Here is a 22,856-nt window from a genome sequence, read left to right as displayed (position 1 = left end):
TTGACGCTAAAACCCTCGGATCATTAATGTCGCGGCAGCGTCATCCGGCGCTGATGTGAATGAGCTCGCCGGACTGCCGACTCCCATAATAATGACAAGAGGCAACTCCCCATGCGCACGTTCCCCGACTGTCGCCGCCGCTCCCCGTGTTGCCGGTTTCAACGCAACGCCTGATCCACACCTTCTATTCTTGTGACCGTGCCGCTCTCTGGCCGGCCGCCGTTCGACTGCGTTTTTTGCGTGGAATAAAAATAATGAACCAGCCTCAGTCCGCTGTGGGTAACTGCCTCGACGTGCAGACCTTCATCAATGCCCAACCGATCTCGCGCTATCAGTGGCGGGTGGTGATCCTGTGTTTCCTGATTGTGTTCCTCGATGGCCTTGATACCGCCGCGATGGGCTTCATTGCCCCGGCGCTGTCTCAGGACTGGGGCATCGACCGCGCCAGCCTCGGCCCGGTGATGAGCGCCGCGTTGATCGGCATGGTTTTCGGTGCACTGGGCTCCGGCCCCCTGGCTGACCGCTTCGGGCGCAAAGTCGTGCTGGTCGGCGCAGTGGTGTTGTTTGGTGCCTTCAGCCTGGCGTCGGCGTACAGCACCAATGTCGAACAACTGCTGGTGCTGCGCTTTCTCACCGGCCTCGGTCTGGGCGCCGGCATGCCCAACGCCACTACGCTGCTGTCGGAATACACCCCGGAGCGCAAGAAGTCGCTGCTGGTGACCAGCATGTTCTGCGGCTTCAACCTCGGCATGGCCGGCGGCGGTTTCATTTCCGCCAAATTGATTCCGGCGTTCGGCTGGCACAGCCTGCTGCTGATTGGCGGGATTCTGCCGTTGATCCTCGCGGTGGTATTGCTGGTCTGGCTGCCGGAATCGGCGCGTTACCTGGTGGTGCGTAACCGCGGCACCGACAAGGTGCGCAAGACCTTGGCACCGATCGACCCGGTCACCGTTGCCCAGGCGTCGAGTTTCAGTGTGCCGGAACAGAAAACCGTCAAGGCGCGCAATGTGTTCGCGGTGATCTTCTCCGGCACCTACAGCACCGGCACTTTGTTGTTGTGGCTGACCTATTTCATGGGGCTGGTGATCGTGTACCTGCTGACCAGCTGGTTGCCGACGCTGATGCGTGACAGCGGCGCGAGCATGGAGCAGGCCGCGTTCATCGGTGCGCTGTTCCAGTTCGGCGGTGTGCTGAGCGCGGTCGCGGTGGGCTGGGCGATGGACCGCTTCAATCCGCACAAGGTCATTGGCACGTTCTATCTGTTGGCCGGGGTGTTTGCCTATGCGGTGGGGCAGAGCCTGGGCAACATTACCTTGCTTGCGACCTTGGTGCTGGTGGCGGGGATGTGCGTGAACGGTGCGCAATCGGCGATGCCGTCGCTGGCGGCGCGGTTTTATCCGACTCAGGGCCGGGCGACCGGTGTTTCCTGGATGCTGGGGATTGGTCGCTTCGGCGCGATTCTCGGAGCGTGGATGGGCGCGACGCTGTTGGGCCTGGGCTGGAACTTCGAACAGGTGTTGACGGCGCTGGTGATTCCGGCGGCGTTGGCGACGGCGGCGGTGGTGATCAAAGGCATGGTGAGTCATGCGGATGCGACCTGAGTTTCACTTTCAGCATCGTCGGTGAATGTGATGGCCGCATCGCGAGCAGGCTCACTCCGACATTTGAGAATGCATTTCCCCGGTAGGAGTGAGCCTGCTCGCGATGCCTTTGGTTTTGATTGTTAGGGTGATAACAATCCGTTCGATAAACGAACACTCAGTCGATTATCGGATTGTTTGGCGATTTTCAGCGGCTTAATCTGCAGTGACTCCGGCGCTGAACCTCGCGCCTTTTTATCACTGGCGATTCATTATAAAAACGGGAGCCCGCTCCATGGCTGAGATCCTTTCGCTGCACGACGCGGTGAAGCAATTCGTCAACGACGGCGATACCGTCGCGCTCGAAGGCTTCACTCACCTGATCCCTACGGCAGCGGGTCATGAAATCATTCGGCAGGGCAAGAAAGACCTGACCCTGGTGCGGATGACGCCTGACCTGATCTACGACCAACTGATCGGTGCCGGTTGTGCCCGCAAGCTGATTTTCTCCTGGGGCGGCAACCCGGGCGTCGGTTCGCTGCACCGTCTGCGCGATGCGGTCGAGAAGCAATGGCCGCACGCTTTGGAAATCGAAGAACACAGCCACGCCGACCTGGCCAATGCCTATGTTGCCGGCGCTTCCGGCCTGCCGTTCGCCGTGTTGCGGGCTTACGCCGGTTCCGACCTGCCGAAGGTCAACCCGCTGATCAAATCGGTCACCTGCCCGTTCACCGGTGAAGTGCTGGCGGCGGTGCCGTCGGTGCGTCCCGATGTGACCGTGATCCACGCGCAGAAAGCCGACCGCCAGGGCAACGTGCTGCTGTGGGGCATTCTCGGTGTGCAGAAAGAAGCCGCACTGGCGGCCAAGCGCTGCATCGTCACCGTCGAGGAAATCGTCGACAACCTCAACGCCCCGATGAACGCCTGCGTGCTGCCGACCTGGGCCTTGAGCGCGGTTTGCCACGTACCCGGTGGTGCGCACCCGTCCTACGCCCACGGTTACACCGAACGCGACAACCGTTTCTATCAGGCGTGGGACCCGATCGCTCGCGACCGCGCGACGTTTACCGCGTGGATCAACGAATACATCCATGGCTGCGCTGACTTCAGCGAGTTCCAGGCCAAGTTGGCCGCTGCTTCGGAGGCCAAGTAATGACGTACACCACCAATGAAATGATGACCGTCGCCGCAGCCCGTCGCCTGAAAAACGGCTCGGTGTGCTTCGTCGGTATCGGCCTGCCGTCGAAAGCCGCGAACCTTGCGCGCCTGACCTCGTCGCCGGACGTGGTACTGATCTACGAGTCGGGCCCGATTGGCGCCAAGCCAAGCGTGTTGCCGCTGTCGATCGGTGACGGGGAGCTGGCGGAAACCGCCGACACCGTGGTCCCGACCGGTGAGATTTTTCGCTACTGGCTGCAGGGCGGGCGCATCGACGTCGGATTCCTGGGCGCGGCGCAGGTCGACCGTTTCGGCAACATCAACACCACCGTGGTCGGTGATTACCATGCGCCGAAAGTGCGTCTGCCGGGTGCCGGTGGCGCGCCGGAAATCGCCGGTTCGGCGAAAAGCGTGCTGATCATCCTCAAGCAGTCGGCGCGTTCGTTCGTCGACAAGCTCGACTTCATCACCTCGGTCGGTCATGGCGAGGGCGGCGATTCGCGCAAGCGTCTGGGCCTGCCGGGTGCCGGCCCGGTCGGGATCATCACCGACCTGTGCATCATGGAGCCGGAAGCGGGCACTCATGAGTTCGTGGTCACCGCGCTGCACCCCGGTGTGACCCGCGAGCAAGTGGTCGCGGCCACCGGCTGGGCGATTCGTTTTGCCGACCCTGTCGCCATTACCGCCGAGCCGACCGACGTCGAACTGACTGCGCTGCGCGATCTCGAAGCACGCACCGCCGCCGCCCACGGCCAGGCACCGGGAGAAGCATGATGCGTGACGTGTATATCTGCGATGCGATTCGTACCCCCATCGGCCGTTTCGGCGGTGGTCTGGCCGGCGTGCGCGCCGACGATCTGGCCGCCGTGCCGATCAAGGCGCTGATGGAGCGCAATCCGTCGGTGGACTGGAACGCCATCGACGAAGTGTTCCTCGGTTGCGCCAACCAGGCCGGCGAAGACAACCGCAACGTCGCGCGCATGGCGCTGCTGCTGGCCGGCCTGCCGGAAACCGTGCCGGGCGTGACCCTCAACCGTCTCTGTGCATCGGGCATGGACGCGATCGGCACCGCGTTCCGCGCGATTGCCAGTGGCGAGATGGAGCTGGCGATTGCCGGTGGCGTCGAGTCGATGTCCCGCGCGCCATTCGTGATGGGCAAGGCTGACGCGGCGTTTTCGCGCAACATGAAACTGGAAGACACCACCATCGGCTGGCGCTTTATCAACCCGTTGATGAAGGCCCAGTACGGCGTCGACGCGATGCCGCAGACCGCCGACAACGTGGCCGATGACTATAAAGTCTCGCGCGCCGATCAGGACGCTTTTGCTTTGCGCAGTCAGCAACGCACCGCCGCCGCGCAGGCTGCCGGCTACTTCGCCGAGGAAATCGTCGAAGTCCGCATCGCCCACAAGAAGGGCGAAACCGTGGTCAGCCAGGACGAACATCCGCGCGCTGAGACCACCATTGAAGCGCTGAGCAAATTGAAACCGGTCAACGGCCCGGACAAAACCGTCACCGCCGGCAACGCCTCCGGCGTCAACGACGGTGCTGCGGCGCTGATTCTCGCGTCGGCTGAAGCGGTGAAGAAACACGGCCTGACCGCCCGCGCCAAAGTGCTCGGCATGGCCAGCGCCGGCGTCGCGCCACGGGTGATGGGCATCGGCCCGGTGCCAGCGGTGCGCAAATTGACCGAGCGTCTCGGCGTGGCAGTCAGCGATTTCGATGTGATCGAACTCAATGAAGCCTTCGCCAGCCAGGGCCTGGCGGTGCTGCGTGAGTTGGGCCTGGCCGACGATGCGGCGCAGGTCAACCCGAACGGTGGCGCGATTGCCCTCGGTCACCCGTTGGGCATGAGCGGTGCGCGCCTGGTGCTGACCGCGCTGCATCAACTTGAAAAGACCGGCGGCCAGAAAGGTCTGGCGACCATGTGCGTCGGTGTCGGCCAGGGTCTGGCCCTGGCCATCGAACGCGTCTGACGCAGCGCGTCGACTGATAAGAACAGAGGAAAGCGAAATGACTGACAAGCCTGGCTACCGTCGTCCGCAGGAAGGCACCCAGCCCGAGTACCTGCACCCGACGTATCAATCCACCAACCTGCGCTCGCCGTCCAAGCCGTTGGTGTTTCTGCCGCATTCGTTGTCGGAGATCACCGGTCCGACCATCGGCGCCGAACGCGTCGCCGACAAGGACAACGACCTGACCGCCCAGCACGACGGCGAACCGTTGGGCGAGCGCATCATCATTCACGGCCGCGTGCTCGACGAAAACGGCCTGCCGGTGCCGGGGATTCTGGTGGAGATCTGGCAGGCCAACGCTGCCGGCCGCTACAACCACAAGCGCGATCTGCACGACGCGCCGCTGGACCCGAATTTTACCGGCACCGGCCGCACCGTGACCGATGCCGACGGTTGGTATCAGTTCCAGACCATCAAGCCCGGCGCCTATCCGTGGGGCAACCACCACAATGCGTGGCGCCCGGCGCACATCCACTTCTCGCTGTTCGGGCCGAGCATCCTCACCCGTCTGGTGACGCAAATGTACTTCCCCGGCGATCCGCTGCTGGCCTACGACCCGATCTACAACTGCGTGCCGGACACTTCTGCCAAGGAACGTCTGATCGCCGCTTTCGATCTGGAAAAAACCATTCCGTCCTACGCCCTCGGTTACCGCTGGGACATCGTGTTGCGCGGCCGTGAAGCCACGCCGATGGAGAAATAAGATGACGCTGACTGCGACCACGTCCCACACCGTCGGGCCGTACTACCACATCGGCCTGACCTGGCTGAACCGCGAGAACCTCGCGGTTGAACAAACCCTCGGCGAGCGCGTGGCGATCACCGGGCAAGTGATTGATGGCAATGGCGATGTCGTCAATGACGCCATGCTCGAAGTCTGGCAGGCCAACGCCGCCGGCAAGTACGCGCATCCGGAAGACGAGCAGGACAAACCGCTGGACCCGCATTTCGAAGGGTTCGGCCGGGTGCCGGTGGACGCCGAGGGGCGTTTCCGTTTCACCACGATCAAACCGGGCACGGTCGAAGGCCTGAAGGGCTCGACCCAGGCGCCGCATCTGGTGGTGCTGGTGTTTGCCCGTGGCCTGGTGAAGCATTTGCTGACACGGATCTACTTTGAAGGCGAGCCGGCGAACGTAGATGATCCGCTGCTGGAGTGTGTACCGGCCGAGCGTCGCGCGACGTTGCTGGCCAAGCCGGATGCGGCGGGGGTTTATCAGTGGAATGTGATTTTGCAGGGCACTGAGGCGGAGACGGTGTTCTTCGATTACTGATCGAAATCCCCTTCCAAGGGAGTGAGTTTGTGGTGAGGGGATTTATCCCCGACCGAGTGCGCAGCGCTCGCAAAACCGGTAAATGCGCCAGGTCTGTTGCTTCGTGATTATCCGTTTTGGGGCTGCTTCGCAGCCCATCGGGGATAAATCCCCTCGCCACATAGTTCACTCCTGCAAGGGAACTGTGTTGGATGTATCTGTGGAACGGGACTGTTGCAAAGTGTGTCTAGACTCTCACCTGTCCCTTCAGAGTAAAAAACAATGACAACTACCACCGCTGATTACACTGGCGAGGAGCGCAGCAAGCGCATCTTCGCGATTGTCGGTGCCTCGTCCGGCAACCTCGTCGAATGGTTCGACTTCTATGTCTATGCCTTCTGTGCGATCTATTTCGCCCCGGCGTTTTTCCCCTCCGACAATCCCACGGTGCAACTGGTCAACACGGCCGGGGTGTTCGCCGCCGGGTTCCTGATGCGCCCGATTGGGGGCTGGATTTTCGGTCGGCTGGCGGACAAGAAGGGCCGCAAGACTTCGATGATGATCTCGGTGCTGATGATGTGCTTCGGCTCGTTGCTCATCGCCTGTTTGCCGACCTATTCCAGCATCGGTGTCTGGGCGCCGCTGCTGTTGCTGTTTGCCCGTCTGCTGCAAGGTTTGTCGGTGGGCGGGGAGTACGGCACCACCGCGACCTACATGAGTGAAGTCGCGCTCAAGGGCCAGCGCGGCTTCTTCGCTTCGTTCCAGTACGTGACCCTGATCGGCGGGCAATTGCTGGCGGTGTCGCTGGTGGTAATCCTGCAGCAGTTCCTCAGCGAAGACGAACTGCGTGCCTACGGCTGGCGGATTCCGTTTGTGGTCGGTGCGGTGGCGGCGGTGATTTCGTTGTTCCTGCGTCGCTCCCTGAAAGAAACCAGCAGCAAGGAAATGCGCGAGAACGAGGACGCCGGCAGCATCCGCGCACTGTTGCGCGATCACAAAGCCGCGTTCATCACTGTGCTCGGTTACACCGCCGGTGGCTCGCTGATTTTCTACACCTTCACCACCTACATGCAGAAGTACCTGGTGAATACCGCCGGTATGCATGCCAAGACCGCCAGCTACATCATGACCGGCGCGCTGTTCCTGTATATGTGCATGCAGCCGCTGTTCGGCATGCTTGCTGACAAGATCGGTCGACGTAATTCGATGCTCTGGTTCGGTGCGCTCGGTACGCTGTTCACGGTGCCGATTCTGTTGAGCCTGAAAAGCGTCAGCAGCCCGATTCTGGCGTTTGTGCTGATCACCGTGGCGCTGGCGATCGTCAGTTTCTACACCTCGATCAGCGGCCTGGTGAAAGCCGAAATGTTCCCGCCGCAAGTGCGCGCCCTCGGCGTCGGCCTGGCCTATGCCGTGGCCAACGCGGTTTTCGGCGGCTCGGCGGAATACGTTGCCCTGAGCCTGAAAGCCGGGGGCATGGAAAACGCGTTCTACTGGTACGTCACGGTGATGATGGCGGTGGCGTTTCTGTTCAGCCTGCGCTTGCCGAAACAGGCCGCGTATCTGCACCACGATCTTTAACCCGATGGGCGCGGGCCGCCACGGCCCGCGCCGGCAAGGATTTTTATGACTCAGCGACCGGGCAATCAATTGTTCGATGCCTACTTCACTGCCCGCGATATGCGTGAGGTGTTCTGCGATCAGGGCCGCGTGCAGGCGATGCTCGACTTCGAAGCTGCACTGGCGCGGGCCGAAGCACGGGTCGGGGTGATTCCGGCGTCCGCCGTTGCCCCGATTGGCACTGCCTGTAACGCCGGTCTGTATGACTTCGCGGCGCTGGGTGAGGCCATCGCCACGGCGGGGAATTCGGCGATTCCGCTGGTCAAGGCGTTGGGCAAGCAGATCGCTGCCACCGACGCTGCAGCAGAACGCTATGTGCACCTGGGTGCCACCAGTCAGGACGTGATGGATTCGGGGCTGGTGCTGCAAGTGCGTCAGGCGCTGGAGTTGATCGAAAGCGATCTGGCGCAACTGGCGGATGCGCTCGTGACCCAGGCACAGCGTTACGCCACCACGCCACTGGCCGGCCGCACCTGGTTGCAACACGCGACACCGGTGACCCTCGGCATGAAGATCGCCGGCTGGCTCGGGGCGGTGACTCGCAGCCGCCAGCGTCTGCGTGAACTCAAGCCGCGCTTGCTGGTGCTGCAATTCGGCGGTGCGTCGGGGACGCTCGCGGCGCTCGGCGAGCAAGCGTTGCCCATCGCGCAAGCCCTGGCTGAAGAACTGCACCTGACGCTGCCCGAGCAACCGTGGCACACCCAGCGTGATCGCATCGTCGAGTTCGGTGCGGTACTCGGCTTGATCGCCGGCAGCCTTGGCAAGTTCGGCCGCGACATCAGTCTGTTGATGCAGACCGAAGCGGCGGAAGTGTTCGAGCCGTCGGCGCCGGGCAAGGGCGGTTCTTCAACCATGCCGCACAAGCGCAATCCGGTGGGCGCGGCGGTGTTGATCGGCGCGGCGACCCGGGTGCCGGGGCTAGTCTCGACGCTGTTCAGCGCCATGCCTCAGGAGCACGAGCGCAGCCTCGGTCTCTGGCATGCCGAGTGGGAAACCCTGCCGGAGATCTGCTGCCTGGTGTCCGGCGCGTTACAACAAGCGCAATTGCTCGCCGCTGGCCTGGAAGTCGACGCCGCGCGCATGGCGCGCAACCTCGAATTGACCCAAGGGCTGGTGCTGGCCGAAGCGGTGAGCATCGTGCTCGCGCAACGGGTCGGTCGCGACACCGCGCACCACTTGCTCGAACAATGCTGCAAGCGGGCGGTGGCCGAACAACGGCATTTGCGTGCGGTATTGGGTGACGAACCCAAGGTGACTGCCGAGTTGAGCCACGCCGAACTCGATGATCTTTTGAATCCCGCCCATTACCTCGGCCAGGCGCAGGTCTGGGTCGAGCGTGCGGTGGCTGAACACAACGCTTTGACTGTCTGAAGGAGAGGGCTGTGGCTTTCGTTCAACTCGCCGATGGCGAACTGCACTATCAACTGGAGGGCCCGGCCGAGGCGCCGGTGCTGGTGCTGTCCAACTCACTGGGCACCGACCTGCACATGTGGGACGCGCAGATGCCGGCGTTCACCGAACACTTTCGCGTGCTGCGTTTCGATACCCGTGGCCACGGCCAGTCGCTGGTGACAGCGGGGCCTTACAGCATCGAACAACTGGGCCGCGACGTGCTGGGTCTGCTCGATGCATTGCACATCGAGCGTGCGCATTTCTGCGGGCTGTCGATGGGTGGTTTGATCGGCCAGTGGCTGGGGATCAACGCCGGGCATCGTCTGCACAAATTGATCGTGTGCAACACCGCGGCGAAGATCGGCGACCCGTCGGTGTGGAACCCGCGCATCGAAACTGTGCTGCGTGATGGCCCGGCAGCGATGGTCGCCCTGCGTGATGCGTCGATTGCGCGCTGGTTCACCCCGGACTTTTCAGCGGCCGATCCGGCCGCAGCGAAGAAAATCACCGACATGCTCGCGGCCACCTCGCCTGAAGGTTACGCAGCCAACTGCGCGGCGGTGCGCGATGCCGACTTCCGTGAACAGTTGGCCTCGATCAACCTGCCGCTGCTGGTGATTGCCGGCACCGAAGATGCGGTGACACCGCCGTCCGGCGGGCATTTCATTCAGGCACATGTGCGCGGCGCCGAGTACGCCGAGTTCTATGCGGCGCATTTGTCCAACGTGCAGGCCGGTGCGGATTTCAGTGATCGCGTGCTGGCGTTTTTGCAGGCTCAGTGAGGAAGTGTTTGTGGACGAGAAACAACGTTACGACGAGGGCATGCAGGTTCGCCGTGCGGTGCTGGGCGATGCGCATGTCGATCGCAGCCTCACCACCCTGACCGAGTTCAACTCGGAGTTTCAGGAAATGATCACCCGCCACGCTTGGGGCGATATCTGGACACGTCCGGGGTTGCCGCGGCATACCCGCAGCCTGATCACCATCGCCATGCTGATTGGCATGAACCGCGAGGGCGAACTGAAACTGCACCTGCGGGCGGCGGCCAATAACGGCGTGAGCCGTAGCGAGATCAAGGAAGTGATCATGCAGAGTGCTATTTATTGCGGGATTCCGGCGGCCAATGCGACGTTCCACCTGGCCGAATCTGTTTGGGATGAGCTAGGCGTCGAATCCCGGGAGTAATGGCGCCATCGCTGGCATGCCGGCTCTCACAGGTTTTCGGGTGTACACAAAAATGGTGTTCACTGAACATGGCTGTGGGAGCTGGCTTGCCAGCGATAGCGTTAGGTGCCTTGATGAATTAAACCCTGGCCACAATGAAAATCCGCTTGAACGGAAACAGCGTATTGCCGTTTTTCTCCTGCGGATAATGCGCATGCACGCGCATCATGAAGTGGTAGATAAACCGCGCCTGTTCTTCTGAGTTCAGCGCCTGCATCACCGACCGCAGCGCCGACACCTTTACCCAGTCATAAATCGGCGACTTGCCGTCAACCACCTGCAGTTGTTCGGTTTCCCAGATATCCAGCGACGTGGTCAGTGGCGCCAGCAAGCGGTAGTAATCCTCCAGCGACAGCAACGGTCGCGCGGCCATGCGCTGGCGCAATTGCGCACTGCCCATGGGCGTGTGGCCTGGGCCTGAGTCCTCAAGCGTGTCGAGCATCAGGCGATACCACAACGCATCGCGCCAGTCCGGCATATGCGCCGCCAGACAGCCGCCGGGGCTGAGATGGCCCAGCAAACGGGGCAGCAACTGTTCGTGGTCACCGATGAAGTGCAACACCGCCGCCGCGAGTAGCAGGTCGGCGGGTTGTTCAGGTTGCCAGTCGAGCAGGTCGCATTGTTTCCACAGTGCGCTGATTGGCAGGCAACGCGCCTCTTCGAGCATCTGTGCGGAACTGTCGACGCCATGCAACTGCGCACGCGGCCAGCGTTCGGCCAGCAGTTGCGTGGCAATGCCGGTGCCGCAACCGAGGTCGTAAATGCGTTTGGGGTCGTCCAGTTCGACACGGTCGAGCAATTCGTTGACCGGGCGTTGCCGGTGGCTGGAAAACTGCTGGTACGCCTTGGCGTCCCAGTCGGGCACGGTGTAGAAACGGGTGATCATGAGGTGGTCCTCCGATGATCAGCAGTGTCTTCCGATGACAATCTGGCCAAATCTTGAGGACCAACAACTATGGGTAGCGGAAGCGGGTGAGTGTGGCGCCTGAGTCCTTCAGGTTTTTCTTACTTTATCCGAGGCCTCGCGATGTGCCACAGATCCTGACGGATGGCACCGACCCTGTAGGAGTGAGCCAGCTCGCAAGGGCGGTAGATCAGTCACCAACAGTGATGGCTGGTATGCCGCCTTCGCGCGCAGGTTCACTCCTGCAAGGGGTTAGAGCAGGCTGATCGGATAGCTGACGATCAGGCGATTCTCGTCGAACTCGTTGTTGCTGAAATCGCGACGCATGGTCGAGTTGCGCCACCGCACGTTCAGGTCCTTGAGCGTGCCGCTTTGCACGGTGTAACCGAGTTCCGATTCGCGACCCCATTCCTTGCCGTCGGTGATGGTTCCGGTGTGTACGTTGTCGCCGCTGATATAGCGGTTCATCAGCGTCAGGCCGGGAATGCCCATGGCGGCGAAGTTGTAGTCATGGCGCAATTGCCAGGAGCGTTCTTGCGCGTTGTCGTAGCTGGCGTTGTAGCTGTCGTTGGCCAGGGTGCCGCCACTGGTACCGTTGACGCGCATCCAGGCGCTGTCGCCGGTGAGTTTCTGCAGGCCGAGGTAAAAGGTGTTGCCGCCGTAGCGGGCCGAGAACATTCCGGACCAGGTTTTGTTATCGAGGTCACCGGCGCGGGCGCTGCCGTCATCCTTGCCATAGAAGAACCCGAGGTTGGCCCCCAGCGTCCAGTCGCCGAGTGGCTGGCTGTGAATCAGGTTGACGTATTGCTGGCTGTAGATGTCCTTGAGCTCGGCGTTCCACAGGCCGATCTGCGTGCGTTTGTCGTTGAAAACGTATTCACCACCCTGGAAGTTGAAGCGATCGGAAGTGAACGCCGCTTTGCCGGTCATCGACATGTCGCTCATGCTGCTGTCGTCGCGCGGACTGTTGGCGCGGAACTGCCCGCCGTAGAGGGTCAAGCCGTCGATTTCCTTCGAGGTGATCTGCCCGCCACGGAAGGTTTGCGGCAGCGAACGGCCGTCGTCGGAGCGCAGGATCGGCAGCACCGGCATCCATTCGCCGACCTTGATTTCGGTCTGCGACAGCTTGGCCTTGAACGCGACGTTGGTGCGACCGAAGTTGTCAGCCGGACGGCCGTCGTGATCCAGCGGCAGCAGTTGCGTGCCGCCGGTGCCTTTACCGCCATCGAGCTTCACCGAGTACAAACCGAGTACGTCCAGGCCGAAGCCGACGGTGCCTTGGGTGAAGCCGGATTTGGCGTCGAGGATGAAGCTCTGCGTCCATTCTTCAGCCTTGCCCTGGGCCTTGGTCGGGTTGGTGAAGTTGCGGTTGATGTAGAAGTTGCGCAGGTTGAGGTTGACCTTTGCCCCTTCGATGAAACCGGCTTCTTCGGCCGCTACGGGCAGGGCCGCGCCAGCCAGTGTCAGGGCGATCAGGCCGGGAATTGCATACGGCGCAATGGGATGGGTCATCGCAGGGTCTCTTGTTATTTTTTGGGGTCGAACGAAATCCGTTGCCGCCGTTCTCGGGGCAGTTACGAAGTTGCACTTTTGGGGATGAAGCGGCGAGCGATCAGCCGGACGGAGCAGGGCGCGGGAGCATGGTATCGAACCTGTTGTTATTGGTTTTGTGGAGCGAATGGTGCGGGGCGCGAAGGGCGGGTTTCAATCGGGGAAAGCGGGTTTTGGGCGATTATCGAACGCAAGATTTTGCCGGGTTTTGTGGGGGTTGATAAGGCCCCATCGCTGGCAAGCCAGCTCCCACAAGGATCTTCAGTGAACACACATTTGCAGACCCCCAGATAAATCTGTGGGAGCTGGCTTGCCAGCGATGGGGCCGGGTCGGACACCACAGCGTTTTGACAGGCAACAAAAAGCCCACCAATCGGTGGGCTTCCGGTTTTCACCTGAAGATGATTAGAACAGCTTCATCTTCGGTGCTTCTTCTTTCAGCGCTTCGTTCTGCGCGGTCTGCGCATTCCAGCCGCCACCCAAGGCCTTGTACAGGTTGACCGCACTGGTCAGCTGCGCGAGGCGGTCGGTGATCAGTGACTGTTGCGCACTGAACAGCTGACGCTGGGCATCGAGGAAGGTCAGGTTGCTGTCGACACCGATGCGGTAACGACGCTCGGCCAGGCGGTAGTAATCCTGGTTGGCCGCGACGAAGTCACGCTGCGCCTGCAACTGCTCGGTGTAGGTCTGGCGGGCCGCCAGGCCGTCGGCGACTTCCTGGAAGGCGGTCTGAATCGACTTCTCGTAGTTCGCCACGCCAATGTCCTTCTGGATCTTGGCGTAGTCGAGGCTGGCGCGCAGGCTGCCGGCGTTGAAGATCGGCAGGTTGATCTGCGGCTGGAACAGCCACGTCCCCGAACCACCCTTGAACAGACCGGACAGGTCCGGGCTCAGGCTGCCCGCATTGGCGGTCAGGCTGATGCTCGGGAAGAACGCGGCACGGGCCGCGCCGATGTTGGCGTTGGCCGCCTTCAGGTTGTACTCGGCTTGCAGGATGTCCGGACGACGTTGCAGCAAGTCCGATGGCAGACCGGCCGGTACGTCGCTGAGCAGGTCATCCGACAGCGGCTTCGCCCCTTGCAGGTTGGCCGGGATACCGGTGCCGAGCAGCAGGGTCAGGCTGTTTTCGTCCTGCGCGACCTGGCGGGTATAACGCGCCAGTTGGGCCCGGGCGTTTTCCACGGAAGTACGCGACTGCGCCAGGTCGAGTGCCGAGGCCACGCCGACTTCGTTGCTGCGGCTGGTCAGCTTGTAGCTTTCCTCGAAGGCACCAAGGGTGTCCTGCGTGAGCTTGAGCAGTTCCTTGTCCGCTTGCCAGGTCAGGTAGGCGTTGGCCACGCTGGCCACCAGACTGATCTGGGTACTGCGCCGTGCTTCTTCGGTGGCGAAGTATTGTTGCAACGCTTGTTCGCTCAGGCTGCGAACGCGACCGAACAAGTCGAGTTCGTAGGCACTGATGCCGACGGTAGCGGAGTAGGAGCTGCTGATCGACGCTTCACCGGTCTGCGAGGCACGGGCCGGAACCCGCTGACGGCTGCCGTTGGCATTGGCCGACACCGCCGGAAACAGATCGGCACGCTGGATGCGGTATTGAGCCGCATAGGCGTCGATGTTCAGCGCCGCGACACGCAGGTCGCGGTTGTTTTCCAGGGCGACCTGGATCAGCTGTTGCAGGGCCGGGTCATGGAAAAACTGCTTCCAGCCTTGCTCGGCAGCCGCTTGCGCCGGAGCCTGGGCCGGCGAGTACGCCGGGCCCTGCGGGTACTGGCCCGCAACCGGTGCTTCAGGCTGCTGATAATCGGGGATCAGCGAGCAACCGCTCAGCACGAAGGCGGCGACTGCGATGGAGAGTAGCGACTTGCTCATTGGCCAGCCTCTTTAGGGGTTTCAGTCGTCTCGTCCTGGTCGGCGATTTTACGCTGGCCGAGGGACGAAACCGTGACAAAGAACAGTGGGACCCAGAAGATCGCCAGGATCGTGGCGGTGATCATACCGCCGATTACCACAGTACCGATGGCATGCTGGCTACCCGAGCCGGCCCCGGTGGAGATGGCCAGTGGCACGACGCCCAGAATGAACGCCAGGGACGTCATGATGATCGGGCGAAGACGCATGCGGCACGCTTCGACTGCGGAGTCGATCAGGCTGTTGCCCTGCTCGTGCAGCTCCTTGGCGAACTCGACGATCAGAATAGCGTTTTTCGCCGCCAGACCAATGGTGGTCAACAGACCCACCAAGAAGTACACGTCGTTGGACAGGCCGCGCAGGCTGGTGGCGAGCAATGCCCCGATAATCCCCAACGGCACTACGAGCACAACGGCGATTGGGATCGACCAGCTCTCGTACAGCGCCGCCAGACACAGGAATACCATCAGCAACGACAGTGCAAACAGCGCCGGAGCCTGCGAGCCTGCCAGACGTTCCTCATAGGACAGTCCGGTCCAGGAAATACCGACACCTTTAGGCAGCTTGGCAGCGATTGCCTCGACTTCAGCCATCGCTTCACCGGTGGAGTAGCCCGGTGCCGGGGCCCCGAGGATTTCCATCGCTTCCACGCCGTTGTAACGCGACAGCTTCGGCGACCCGTAGATCCACTCACCCTTGGCGAACGCCGAGAACGGAACCATGGTGCCGGAGGCATTGCGCACGTACCACTTCTTCAGGTCTTCCGGGCTCATCCGCGAATCCGGCTGGCCCTGGACATACACCTTCTTCACGCGACCGCGGTCGATGAAGTCGTTGACGTAGCTACTGCCCAGCGCAATCGACAGGGTGTTGTTGATGTCGCTGATGGTGATACCCAGTGCACTGGCCTTCTCGTCATCGATTTCGAGCTGGAACTGCGGCTCGTCGTTCAGACCGTTTGGACGCACCTGCGACAGCACTTTGCTTTGCGCTGCCATGCCGAGGAACTGGTTGCGAGCAGCCATCAGTTGATCATGGCCGATACCGGCACGGTCCTGCAGGAACACGTCGAATCCGGTGGCGTTACCCAGTTCCAGTACCGCAGGCGGGGCGAAGGCAAACACCATTGCATCGCGGAAACTGAAGAAGTGCTGCTGGGCGCGGGCGGCGAGTTTGAACACACTGTTGTCGGCGTTCCGCTCGTGCCACGGCTTGAGCATGATGAACGCCATACCCGAACTCTGACCACGGCCGGCGAAGTTGAAGCCGGTGACGGTGAACACCGACGAGACCGCGTCACCTTCGCCGCCATCCTTGCTCGGACGCAGCAGGAACTCACGCATTTCATCCACGACCACCTGGGTGCGCTGGGCACTGGAACCGGCCGGTGTCTGCACCTGGGCAAACAGTACGCCTTGGTCTTCTTCCGGCAGGAAGGAGGACGGTATGCGCAGGAACAGCCAGATCATCCCTACGAAGATGATCACGTAAGCCAGCAGGTACGGGGCCTTGTGACGCAGGATATTGCCCACGCCTCGTTCGTAGCTTTTGACGCTGCGGTCGAATCCACGGTTGAACCAGCCGAAGAAGCCTTTTTTCGGTATGCCGTGCTCGCCATGGGGAATCGGCTTGAGCATGGTGGCGCACAGCGCAGGGGTAAAGATCAGGGCAACCAGTACCGACAACGCCATGGCCGAAACGATGGTGATGGAGAACTGCTTGTAGATCACCCCGGTTGAGCCGCCGAAGAACGCCATCGGCAACAGTACCGCCGACAGCACCAGGGCGATACCGACCAGGGCTCCCTGGATCTGGCCCATGGATTTTTTGGTCGCTTCCTTCGGTGACAGGCCTTCCTCGCTCATCACCCGTTCGACGTTTTCCACCACGACGATGGCGTCGTCCACCAGCAAGCCGATGGCCAGCACCATGCCGAACATGGTCAGGGTGTTGATGCTGAAACCGGCGGCGGCGAGGATGCCGAACGTACCGAGCAGTACCACCGGCACGGTCATCGTGGTGATGACCGTGGCGCGGAAGTTTTGCAGGAACAGGAACATCACCAGGAACACCAGCACGATCGCTTCGACCAGGGTTTCAACCACACCCTTGATCGACTCGGTCACCACCGGCGTGGTGTCGTACGGGAACACCACTTCCATGCCTGGCGGGAAGAACGGCTTCAGGCTGTCGATGGTATTACGCAGGGCCTTGGCGGTGTCGAGGGCGTTGGCGCCGTTGGCCAGTTTGACTGCCAGGCCGGAAGCCGGGCTGCCGTTGAACTGGGCGCTGATCGCGTAGTTCTCACCACCGAGGCCGACGTCGGCGACGTCTTTGAGGCGAACCTGCGAGCCGTCCTTGTTGACCTTGAGCAGAATCTCTTTGAACTGCTCGGCGGTTTGCAGACGGGTTTTGCCGATGATCGTCGCGTTCAGTTGCTGACCCTGCACGGCAGGCAAGCCGCCGAGCTGGCCGGACGAGACCTGGACGTTCTGCGCCGCGATGGCAGTCTTCACGTCGATCGGGGTCAGGTTGAAGTTGTTCAACTTGGCCGGGTCGAGCCAGATGCGCATCGCGTACTGGGCACCGAAGACCTGGAAGTCACCGACACCGGCGGTCCGCGAGATCGGGTCCTGCATGTTCGACACGATGTAGTTGGACAAGTCGTCCTTGGTCATGCTGCCGTCACGCGACACCACGCCGATCACCAGGAGGAAGTTTTTCACTGCCTTGGTGACGCGGATACCTTGTTGCTGCACTTCCTGCGGCAGCAGCGGGGTGGCCAGGTTCAGCTTGTTCTGAACCTGAACCTGCGCGGTGTCGGAGTTGGTGCCTTGCTCGAAGGTCGCGGTGATGGTCATGCTGCCGTCGGAGTTACTTTCCGAGGACACATAACGCAGGTTGTCGATACCGTTGAGCTGCTGCTCGATCACCTGGACCACGGTGTCCTGCACGGTTTGCGCTGAAGCGCCCGGGTAGGTCACGGAGATCGCGATGGCCGGAGGCGCAATGCTCGGGTACTGGTTGATCGGCAGTTTCAGGATCGAGAGTGCCCCGACCAGCATGATCACCAGGGCAATTACCCAGGCGAAAATCGGACGGTCGATAAAAAATTTCGACATGAGTTACTCCCCTTTGCCGCCAGCGGCTTTGTCAGCTGCCTGAGCGGGGGCCGGGTTTTTGGTGTCGACGTTGGTCGCTTCGGTCGGTTTGACCTCGACGCCCGGTTTGACGAATTGCAGCCCTTCGGTGATGAGGCGATCGCCGGCCTTCAAACCGTCTTCGATCAGCCACTGGCTGCCGACAGTGCGGCTGGCCTTCAACTGACGCAACTCGACTTTGTTGTCCGGGCCGACGACCAGTGCGGTCGGCGTGCCTTTGAGGTCACGGGTCACGCCTTGCTGCGGAGCGAGGATAGCCGCGCTGTTCACACCAGCCTGCAACTGGGCGTGGACGAACATGCCTGGCAACAGGGTGTGATCCGGGTTCGGGAACACGGCACGCAGAGTCACCGAACCGGTGGTCTGGTCGACCGACACTTCGGAGAATTCCAGCTTACCGTCGAGCTTGTATTGGCTGCCGTCTTCCAGGGTCAGTTTGACGGCGGCGGCGTTGTCGCCAGCTTTTTGCAGACGACCGCTTTCCAGTTCGCGGCGCAGCTCCAGCAGCTCCACCGAAGACTGGGTGACGTCAACGTAGATCGGGTCCAATTGCTGGATCACGGCCATGGCGTCGGTTTGACCATTGCTCACCAAGGCACCTTCGGTGACCGAAGAACGGCCGATTCGCCCGGAGATCGGCGCGTACACCTTGGTGTAACGCACGTTGATCTGTGCGCTCTGCAACGCCGCTTCCGATTCCATACGGTTGGACACGGCGGTGTCGTATTCCTGACGGCTCACGGCCTGCTCATCGACCAGTTGCTTGTAGCGGTCGGAGATCGACTTGGTCGAACGCAGGCTGGCTTCGGCGCTTTTCAGGGTCGCTTCATAGACCGCCGGGTCAATCTGATACAGCTGCTGGCCGGCTTTGACGTCGCCGCCTTCCTTGAACAGACGCTTGAGGATGATGCCGTTGACCTGCGGTCGAACTTCAGCAATGCGGTACGCACTGGTGCGCCCCGGCAGTTCGGACGTGAGGGTGAACGCTTGTGGTTGCAGGGTGACGACGCCGACCTGAGGAGGCGGAGCGGCTGGAGCCGCTTCTTCCTTTTTACATCCGCTGAGCAGCGATGCCAGGGCGACGGCAGTGACCAGAGCGGTAACAGCTGGCTTGAATTGCATGAAAATCCTCGGGTCAGGCGCGCGAAAAACGCACAAGAAGTGTGGAAGGGTAAAAAACGGCTTCCGGGTGGATAAGTAGCTTGCTAAGGAATATACTTACGTTCATGGTTGTTTGTAAACACCTTGGCGTTGTACCCACCCTGTTACAAAACGCGTCGCAAGGTTTGAAATTGTAGGCCGGGGAGCCGATTCACGAGAGATCGCCCCCTCTTTATTCAGCGGATATTCAGCCATCCCTGAAACATCCTGTTTGAGGTTTTACTGCCATGGTCCGTCGTACCAAAGAGGAAGCTCAAGAAACCCGTAGCCAGATTCTGGAAGCGGCGGAGAAAGCTTTTTATGAAAGGGGCGTTGCGCGCACCACCCTGGCGGATATTGCGGCGTTGGCCGGCGTCACGCGCGGTGCTATTTATTGGCACTTCAGCAACAAGGCCGATCTGGTACAGGCCATGCTCGACTCCTTGCGGGAGCCGCTGGATGAGCTGGCTCGGGCCAGTGAAAGTGAGGATGAGCTGGATCCGCTGGGCTGCATGCGCCAATTGCTGATTCATTTGTTTCATCAAGTTGCGCTGGACCCGAAAACCCGGCGTATCAACGAAATTCTGTTTCATAAGTGCGAGTTCACCGATGAAATGTGCGATCTGCGTCAGCAGCGCCGGGAAGTCAGTCTCGATTGCAATGAGCGCATCGCGCTGACCTTGCGTAATGCGGTCAATCGCGGCCAGTTGCCGGAAGATCTCGACACCGCCCGTGCGGCCATCAGTATTCATGGCTATATTGATGGCCTCCTGTATGGATGGCTTCTGGCGCCGGACAGCTTTGAGCTGCATGCCGAGGCCGAGCGTTGGGTCGATACAGGGTTGGATATGCTGCGCCTGAGCCCCAGCCTGCGCAAATGAAACAAAATGCGTAATTGGCACAGCCTATGTCAATTGGCCGGCTTTTATATACGTTCGCGGCAGGGAGTTTATACGTAGCGAGCTACGCATTTTGTAGGGAATTTGTGTCTTCTGTGTGAACAAGTGTTGGCTGCTGCCCTCACCCTAACCCTCTCCCAGAGGGAGAGGGGACTGACCGTGTTGTTTATTCGAGTTACACCGACCTGAGATATCAGGGTCGAACTCCAGATTTGAAAAGCACACAGATCGGCCCCCTCGCCCTTGGGAGAGGGCTGGGGTGAGGGGCCACGTACTCAGCCACCCAATCAATCTCCAGGCGAACAAAAAAGCCCCCGGCTCTCACGAGTCGGGGGCTTTTGTCTTCCAACGTTACGGCTTACAGCGTCGGGTAGTCGATGTAGCCGATCGGGCCTTTGGCGTAGAACAGCTCTGGACGCGCCTCGTTCAACGGCGCATCCGCCTTCAGGCGTGCCGGCAGATCCGGGTTGGCGATGAACGGCACGCCGAAGGCCACGGCATCTGCCTTGCCAGCCGCCAGCCAAGCGTTGGCGCTGTCTTTGGTGAAACGTTCGTTGGCGATGTACGGGCCACCGAAGGCTTCCTTCAGTTGTGGGCCGAGGCTGTCGGCGCCTTCTTTCTCGCGGGAGCAGATGAACGCGATACCGCGTTTGCCCAGCTCACGGGCGACGTAGGTGAAGGTTTCCGCCAGGTTGTCATCGCCCATGTCGTGGGAATCGGCGCGCGGTGCCAGGTGCACACCGACGCGGCCAGCGCCCCAGACTTCGATCGCCGCGTCAGTCACTTCCAGCAGCAGACGGGCGCGGTTTTCCAGGGAGCCGCCGTAGAGGTCGGTACGCTGGTTGGTGCTGCTTTGCAGGAACTGGTCGAGCAGGTAACCGTTGGCGCCGTGGATTTCCACGCCGTCGAAACCAGCCGCCTTGGCGTTTTCGGCACCGGTGCGGTAAGCGTCGACGATGTCGGCGATTTCAGCGGTTTCCAGAGCGCGCGGGGTTGGGTAGTCAGCCATTGGACGCACCAGGCTGACGTGACCTTTAGGCTGAATCGCGCTCGGCGCAACCGGGGTTTCACCGTTCAGGTACGACTCGTGGGAGATACGGCCAACGTGCCACAGTTGCAGGAAGATCTTGCCGCCGGCCGCGTGAATGGCCTTGGTCACGTTGGCCCAGCCACGCACCTGGTCATTGGACCAGATACCCGGGGTGTCCGGGTAACCGACGCCCATCGGTGTCACCGAGGTGGCTTCGGACAGGATCAGGCCGGCAGAGGCGCGTTGTACGTAGTACTCGGCCATCAGCGCGTTCGGCACACGGCCTTCGTCGGCGCGGCAGCGAGTCAGCGGGGCCATGATGATGCGGTTGGCCAGTTCGACGTCGCCGAGTTTGATCGGATCAAAAATAGTTGCCATGTCTACAACCCTCATAAGTAAAAGTTAATCAGTTGGTTGCCGGGGCCAGATCGGCGTTGCCGTTCTGACGGAAAGTAATCAGGGTCACCAGCAGGGCGAGCACTGCCAGCGCGGCGGCTGCGAGCGGCACGCTGGTCAGGCCGTAGCCGTGCGCGATGACGGTGCCGCCGACCCAGGCGCCAAGGGCATTGCCGACGTTGAACGCGCCGATGTTCAGGGTCGAAACCAGGTTCGGTGCCGCTTTGCCGAAGGTCACCACGTTGACTTGCAGTGCCGGCACGGCGGCGAAACAGGCGGTGGCCCAGAGGAACAGGGTGATTTCTGTCGGGATCAGCGCGACGCTGGTCCAGGTCAGCACGGTGGAGACCACGGCCATGGCGATGAATACGCCGATCAGCGTGGCGGCCATGCCTTTGTCGGCCAGCTTGCCGCCGATGATGTTGCCGACCGTCAGGCCCAGGCCGATCAGCACCAGCGTCCAGGTCACGCCACGGGGCGACACGCCGGTGACTTCGCCGAGCAGCGGCGCCACGTAAGTGAACAGGGTGAACACCGAGGCGGCGAACAGCGCGGTCATGCTCAGCGACAGCCAGATACCGGCGCCTTTGAGGGCGGCGAGTTCGGCGCGCATGTCGAGTTTTTCTTCGTCACGCTTGGCCGGCAGGAAGCGGATCAGGCCGATCAGTGCGATCACACCGATGACGGTCACGGCCCAGAAGGTCGAACGCCAGCCGGCTTCCTGACCCAGTGCGGTGCCCAGCGGCACGCCGAGGACGTTGGCCAGGGTCAGGCCGGTGAACATCAGGGCCACGGCCGAAGCGCGTTTGTTCGCCGGCACCAGATTGGCCGCCACCACCGAACCGATACCGAAGAAGGCACCGTGGCACAGCGCAGTGATCACGCGGGCAAACATCAGCACGTTGTAGTCACTGGCGATGGCGCAAAGCAGGTTGCCGACAATAAAGATGCCCATCAACGCGACCAGTGCAGCCTTGCGTGGCAGTTTTGCCGTGGCCAGAGCCATGAACGGTGCACCGATGGCCACGCCGAGGGCGTAGCCGGTCACCAGCCAGCCGGCGCCGGGGATCGACACACCGAGGTCGGCCGCCACATCGGGCAGCAGGCCCATGATGACGAACTCGGTGGTGCCGATGGCGAAGGCGCTCAAGGCGAGTATGAGTAGCGAGAGGGGCATGCAGGTTTCCTTGTCGGCTGGCTGACGTTAAGGGTCAGAGCTCTTTACTGAGGGTGCTGAGGAACGCCTGGATCACGTCCTCGTTACGTTTGAAAAAGTGCCATTGACCGGCCTTCTGGCTGCTGATCAGACCGGCGCGTTGCAACGTTGCCAGGTGTGCCGAGACAGTCGATTGCGACAGGCCGCAGCGCTGATCGATCTGCCCGGCGCAGATGCCGTACTCGTGGTTGTGCAACTGTTCCGGGAACTCGCCTTTCGGGTCTTTCAGCCAGTTGAGGATGTCTCGCCGTACTGGGTGCGCCAGGGCTTTTATTATTTCGTCGAGGTCAAGGTTCATGGCAGGGTGCTCGTGTGTGTACAACGCTATATCGCGATGAGGCGAACTTTAAATCGTTAGTTCGCGATACACCAATATGATTTTGATCTGAACTCAGCATAAATCGGTATATCGAGTTAT

At 61.4% G+C, this 22,856-nt stretch carries 19 protein-coding genes; 11 read left to right on the top strand and 8 right to left on the bottom strand.

Annotated elements, in window-relative coordinates; translation table 11 throughout:
* Nucleotides 1-254 precede the first annotated feature (254 nt).
* From K5Y35_RS01055 to pcaC, 10 genes are all read left to right on the top strand, one after another.
* Nucleotides 255-1,601 (top strand): MFS transporter, encoded by a 1,347-nt coding sequence (locus K5Y35_RS01055; RefSeq protein ID WP_222833518.1) that lies wholly within the window; start codon nt 255-257, stop codon nt 1,599-1,601.
* A 274-nt stretch (nt 1,602-1,875) separates the two neighbouring features.
* Complete coding sequence (locus K5Y35_RS01050; protein WP_123465321.1) at nt 1,876-2,733, top strand: CoA transferase subunit A; 858 nt, start codon at nt 1,876-1,878, stop codon at nt 2,731-2,733.
* The gene (locus K5Y35_RS01045; protein ID WP_123465323.1) at nt 2,733-3,512 is read left to right on the top strand and encodes a CoA-transferase subunit beta; all 780 of its coding nucleotides are present in this window, start codon (nt 2,733-2,735) and stop codon (nt 3,510-3,512) included. The genes K5Y35_RS01050 and K5Y35_RS01045 overlap by 1 nt, the downstream gene beginning before the upstream one ends.
* Nucleotides 3,509-4,714, top strand: coding sequence for a 3-oxoadipyl-CoA thiolase (pcaF, locus tag K5Y35_RS01040; RefSeq protein ID WP_185015789.1), 1,206 nt, complete (start codon nt 3,509-3,511; stop codon nt 4,712-4,714). Before K5Y35_RS01045 ends, pcaF begins: the two co-directional genes overlap by 4 nt.
* 37 nt (nt 4,715-4,751) lie before the next feature.
* Nucleotides 4,752-5,456, top strand: a complete 705-nt coding sequence (gene pcaH / locus K5Y35_RS01035; RefSeq protein ID WP_123465327.1) for a protocatechuate 3,4-dioxygenase subunit beta — start codon at nt 4,752-4,754, stop codon at nt 5,454-5,456.
* Nucleotide 5,457: 1 nt separating this feature from the next.
* Entirely contained in the window at nt 5,458-6,024 is a 567-nt protein-coding gene (gene pcaG / locus K5Y35_RS01030; RefSeq protein WP_222833517.1) for a protocatechuate 3,4-dioxygenase subunit alpha, read from the top strand.
* 261 nt (nt 6,025-6,285) lie between these two features.
* Nucleotides 6,286-7,581 (top strand): MFS family transporter, encoded by a 1,296-nt coding sequence (locus K5Y35_RS01025; RefSeq protein WP_222833516.1) that lies wholly within the window; start codon nt 6,286-6,288, stop codon nt 7,579-7,581.
* 45 nt (nt 7,582-7,626) lie between these two features.
* Nucleotides 7,627-8,991: a 3-carboxy-cis,cis-muconate cycloisomerase gene (locus K5Y35_RS01020; RefSeq protein WP_222833515.1), complete on the top strand. Its 1,365-nt coding sequence runs from the start codon at nt 7,627-7,629 to the stop codon at nt 8,989-8,991.
* Between the two features lie 11 nt (nt 8,992-9,002).
* Entirely contained in the window at nt 9,003-9,794 is a 792-nt protein-coding gene (gene pcaD / locus K5Y35_RS01015; protein ID WP_128616248.1) for a 3-oxoadipate enol-lactonase, read from the top strand.
* Nucleotides 9,795-9,804: 10 nt separating this feature from the next.
* A complete protein-coding gene (gene pcaC, locus K5Y35_RS01010; protein ID WP_095113833.1) occupies nt 9,805-10,197 on the top strand; it encodes a 4-carboxymuconolactone decarboxylase in 393 nt (130 codons plus the stop codon).
* A 118-nt stretch (nt 10,198-10,315) separates the two neighbouring features.
* Here the strand turns inward: pcaC and K5Y35_RS01005 are convergent, their stop codons facing one another.
* From K5Y35_RS01005 to emhA, 5 genes are all read right to left on the bottom strand, one after another.
* A complete protein-coding gene (locus K5Y35_RS01005) occupies nt 10,316-11,122 on the bottom strand; it encodes a methyltransferase domain-containing protein (protein ID WP_222833514.1) in 807 nt (268 codons plus the stop codon).
* Nucleotides 11,123-11,392: 270 nt separating this feature from the next.
* A complete protein-coding gene (locus tag K5Y35_RS01000) occupies nt 11,393-12,652 on the bottom strand; it encodes an OprD family porin (protein ID WP_222833513.1) in 1,260 nt (419 codons plus the stop codon).
* 444 nt (nt 12,653-13,096) lie between these two features.
* The gene (gene emhC, locus K5Y35_RS00995; protein WP_123465341.1) at nt 13,097-14,557 is read right to left on the bottom strand and encodes an efflux RND transporter outer membrane subunit EmhC; all 1,461 of its coding nucleotides are present in this window, start codon (nt 14,555-14,557) and stop codon (nt 13,097-13,099) included.
* On the bottom strand, nt 14,554-17,718 hold the full coding sequence (gene emhB, locus K5Y35_RS00990; RefSeq protein ID WP_123465343.1) for an efflux RND transporter permease subunit EmhB: 3,165 nt from the start codon (nt 17,716-17,718) through the stop codon (nt 14,554-14,556). Before emhB ends, emhC begins: the two co-directional genes overlap by 4 nt.
* A gap of 3 nt (nt 17,719-17,721) precedes the next feature.
* Nucleotides 17,722-18,879, bottom strand: a complete 1,158-nt coding sequence (gene emhA / locus K5Y35_RS00985; protein ID WP_222833512.1) for an efflux RND transporter periplasmic adaptor subunit EmhA — start codon at nt 18,877-18,879, stop codon at nt 17,722-17,724.
* A gap of 266 nt (nt 18,880-19,145) precedes the next feature.
* Between emhA and emhR the strand changes: the two genes are divergently transcribed.
* Nucleotides 19,146-19,778 carry an efflux system transcriptional repressor EmhR gene (gene emhR / locus K5Y35_RS00980; protein WP_123465348.1) on the top strand — a complete coding sequence of 211 codons (633 nt, stop codon included), beginning with the start codon at nt 19,146-19,148 and terminating at the stop codon, nt 19,776-19,778.
* 376 nt (nt 19,779-20,154) lie between these two features.
* Here the strand turns inward: emhR and K5Y35_RS00975 are convergent, their stop codons facing one another.
* The 3 genes from K5Y35_RS00975 to K5Y35_RS00965 are packed head-to-tail and all read right to left on the bottom strand — an operon-like array spanning nt 20,155 to nt 22,736.
* Nucleotides 20,155-21,204 carry an alkene reductase gene (locus K5Y35_RS00975; protein ID WP_123465350.1) on the bottom strand — a complete coding sequence of 350 codons (1,050 nt, stop codon included), beginning with the start codon at nt 21,202-21,204 and terminating at the stop codon, nt 20,155-20,157.
* Nucleotides 21,205-21,232: 28 nt separating this feature from the next.
* Nucleotides 21,233-22,399 (bottom strand): MFS transporter, encoded by a 1,167-nt coding sequence (locus tag K5Y35_RS00970; protein ID WP_222833511.1) that lies wholly within the window; start codon nt 22,397-22,399, stop codon nt 21,233-21,235.
* A gap of 34 nt (nt 22,400-22,433) precedes the next feature.
* Nucleotides 22,434-22,736 (bottom strand): ArsR/SmtB family transcription factor, encoded by a 303-nt coding sequence (locus tag K5Y35_RS00965; RefSeq protein WP_016771327.1) that lies wholly within the window; start codon nt 22,734-22,736, stop codon nt 22,434-22,436.
* Nucleotides 22,737-22,856: the final 120 nt, after the last annotated feature.

This window comes from Pseudomonas sp. SC3(2021) (assembly GCF_019856535.1).
GTDB classification, from domain to species: domain Bacteria; phylum Pseudomonadota; class Gammaproteobacteria; order Pseudomonadales; family Pseudomonadaceae; genus Aquipseudomonas; species Aquipseudomonas monsensis.
This window is presented reverse-complemented; position numbering and strand designations above follow the sequence as displayed.

What these genes read in the sequence shown, in the direction of transcription:
- K5Y35_RS01055 (WP_222833518.1), top strand. Translation starts at nt 255, where the DNA reads ATGAACCAGCCTCAGTCCGCTGTGGGTAACTGCCTCGACGTGCAGACC.
- K5Y35_RS01050 (WP_123465321.1), top strand. Translation starts at nt 1,876, where the DNA reads ATGGCTGAGATCCTTTCGCTGCACGACGCGGTGAAGCAATTCGTCAAC.
- K5Y35_RS01045 (WP_123465323.1), top strand. Translation starts at nt 2,733, where the DNA reads ATGACGTACACCACCAATGAAATGATGACCGTCGCCGCAGCCCGTCGC.
- pcaF (WP_185015789.1), top strand. Translation starts at nt 3,509, where the DNA reads ATGATGCGTGACGTGTATATCTGCGATGCGATTCGTACCCCCATCGGC.
- pcaH (WP_123465327.1), top strand. Translation starts at nt 4,752, where the DNA reads ATGACTGACAAGCCTGGCTACCGTCGTCCGCAGGAAGGCACCCAGCCC.
- pcaG (WP_222833517.1), top strand. Translation starts at nt 5,458, where the DNA reads ATGACGCTGACTGCGACCACGTCCCACACCGTCGGGCCGTACTACCAC.
- K5Y35_RS01025 (WP_222833516.1), top strand. Translation starts at nt 6,286, where the DNA reads ATGACAACTACCACCGCTGATTACACTGGCGAGGAGCGCAGCAAGCGC.
- K5Y35_RS01020 (WP_222833515.1), top strand. Translation starts at nt 7,627, where the DNA reads ATGACTCAGCGACCGGGCAATCAATTGTTCGATGCCTACTTCACTGCC.
- K5Y35_RS01005 (WP_222833514.1), bottom strand. Translation starts at nt 11,122, where the DNA reads ATGATCACCCGTTTCTACACCGTGCCCGACTGGGACGCCAAGGCGTAC.
- K5Y35_RS01000 (WP_222833513.1), bottom strand. Translation starts at nt 12,652, where the DNA reads ATGACCCATCCCATTGCGCCGTATGCAATTCCCGGCCTGATCGCCCTG.
- emhC (WP_123465341.1), bottom strand. Translation starts at nt 14,557, where the DNA reads ATGAGCAAGTCGCTACTCTCCATCGCAGTCGCCGCCTTCGTGCTGAGC.
- emhB (WP_123465343.1), bottom strand. Translation starts at nt 17,718, where the DNA reads ATGTCGAAATTTTTTATCGACCGTCCGATTTTCGCCTGGGTAATTGCC.
- emhA (WP_222833512.1), bottom strand. Translation starts at nt 18,879, where the DNA reads ATGCAATTCAAGCCAGCTGTTACCGCTCTGGTCACTGCCGTCGCCCTG.
- emhR (WP_123465348.1), top strand. Translation starts at nt 19,146, where the DNA reads ATGGTCCGTCGTACCAAAGAGGAAGCTCAAGAAACCCGTAGCCAGATT.
- K5Y35_RS00975 (WP_123465350.1), bottom strand. Translation starts at nt 21,204, where the DNA reads ATGGCAACTATTTTTGATCCGATCAAACTCGGCGACGTCGAACTGGCC.
- K5Y35_RS00970 (WP_222833511.1), bottom strand. Translation starts at nt 22,399, where the DNA reads ATGCCCCTCTCGCTACTCATACTCGCCTTGAGCGCCTTCGCCATCGGC.
- K5Y35_RS00965 (WP_016771327.1), bottom strand. Translation starts at nt 22,736, where the DNA reads ATGAACCTTGACCTCGACGAAATAATAAAAGCCCTGGCGCACCCAGTA.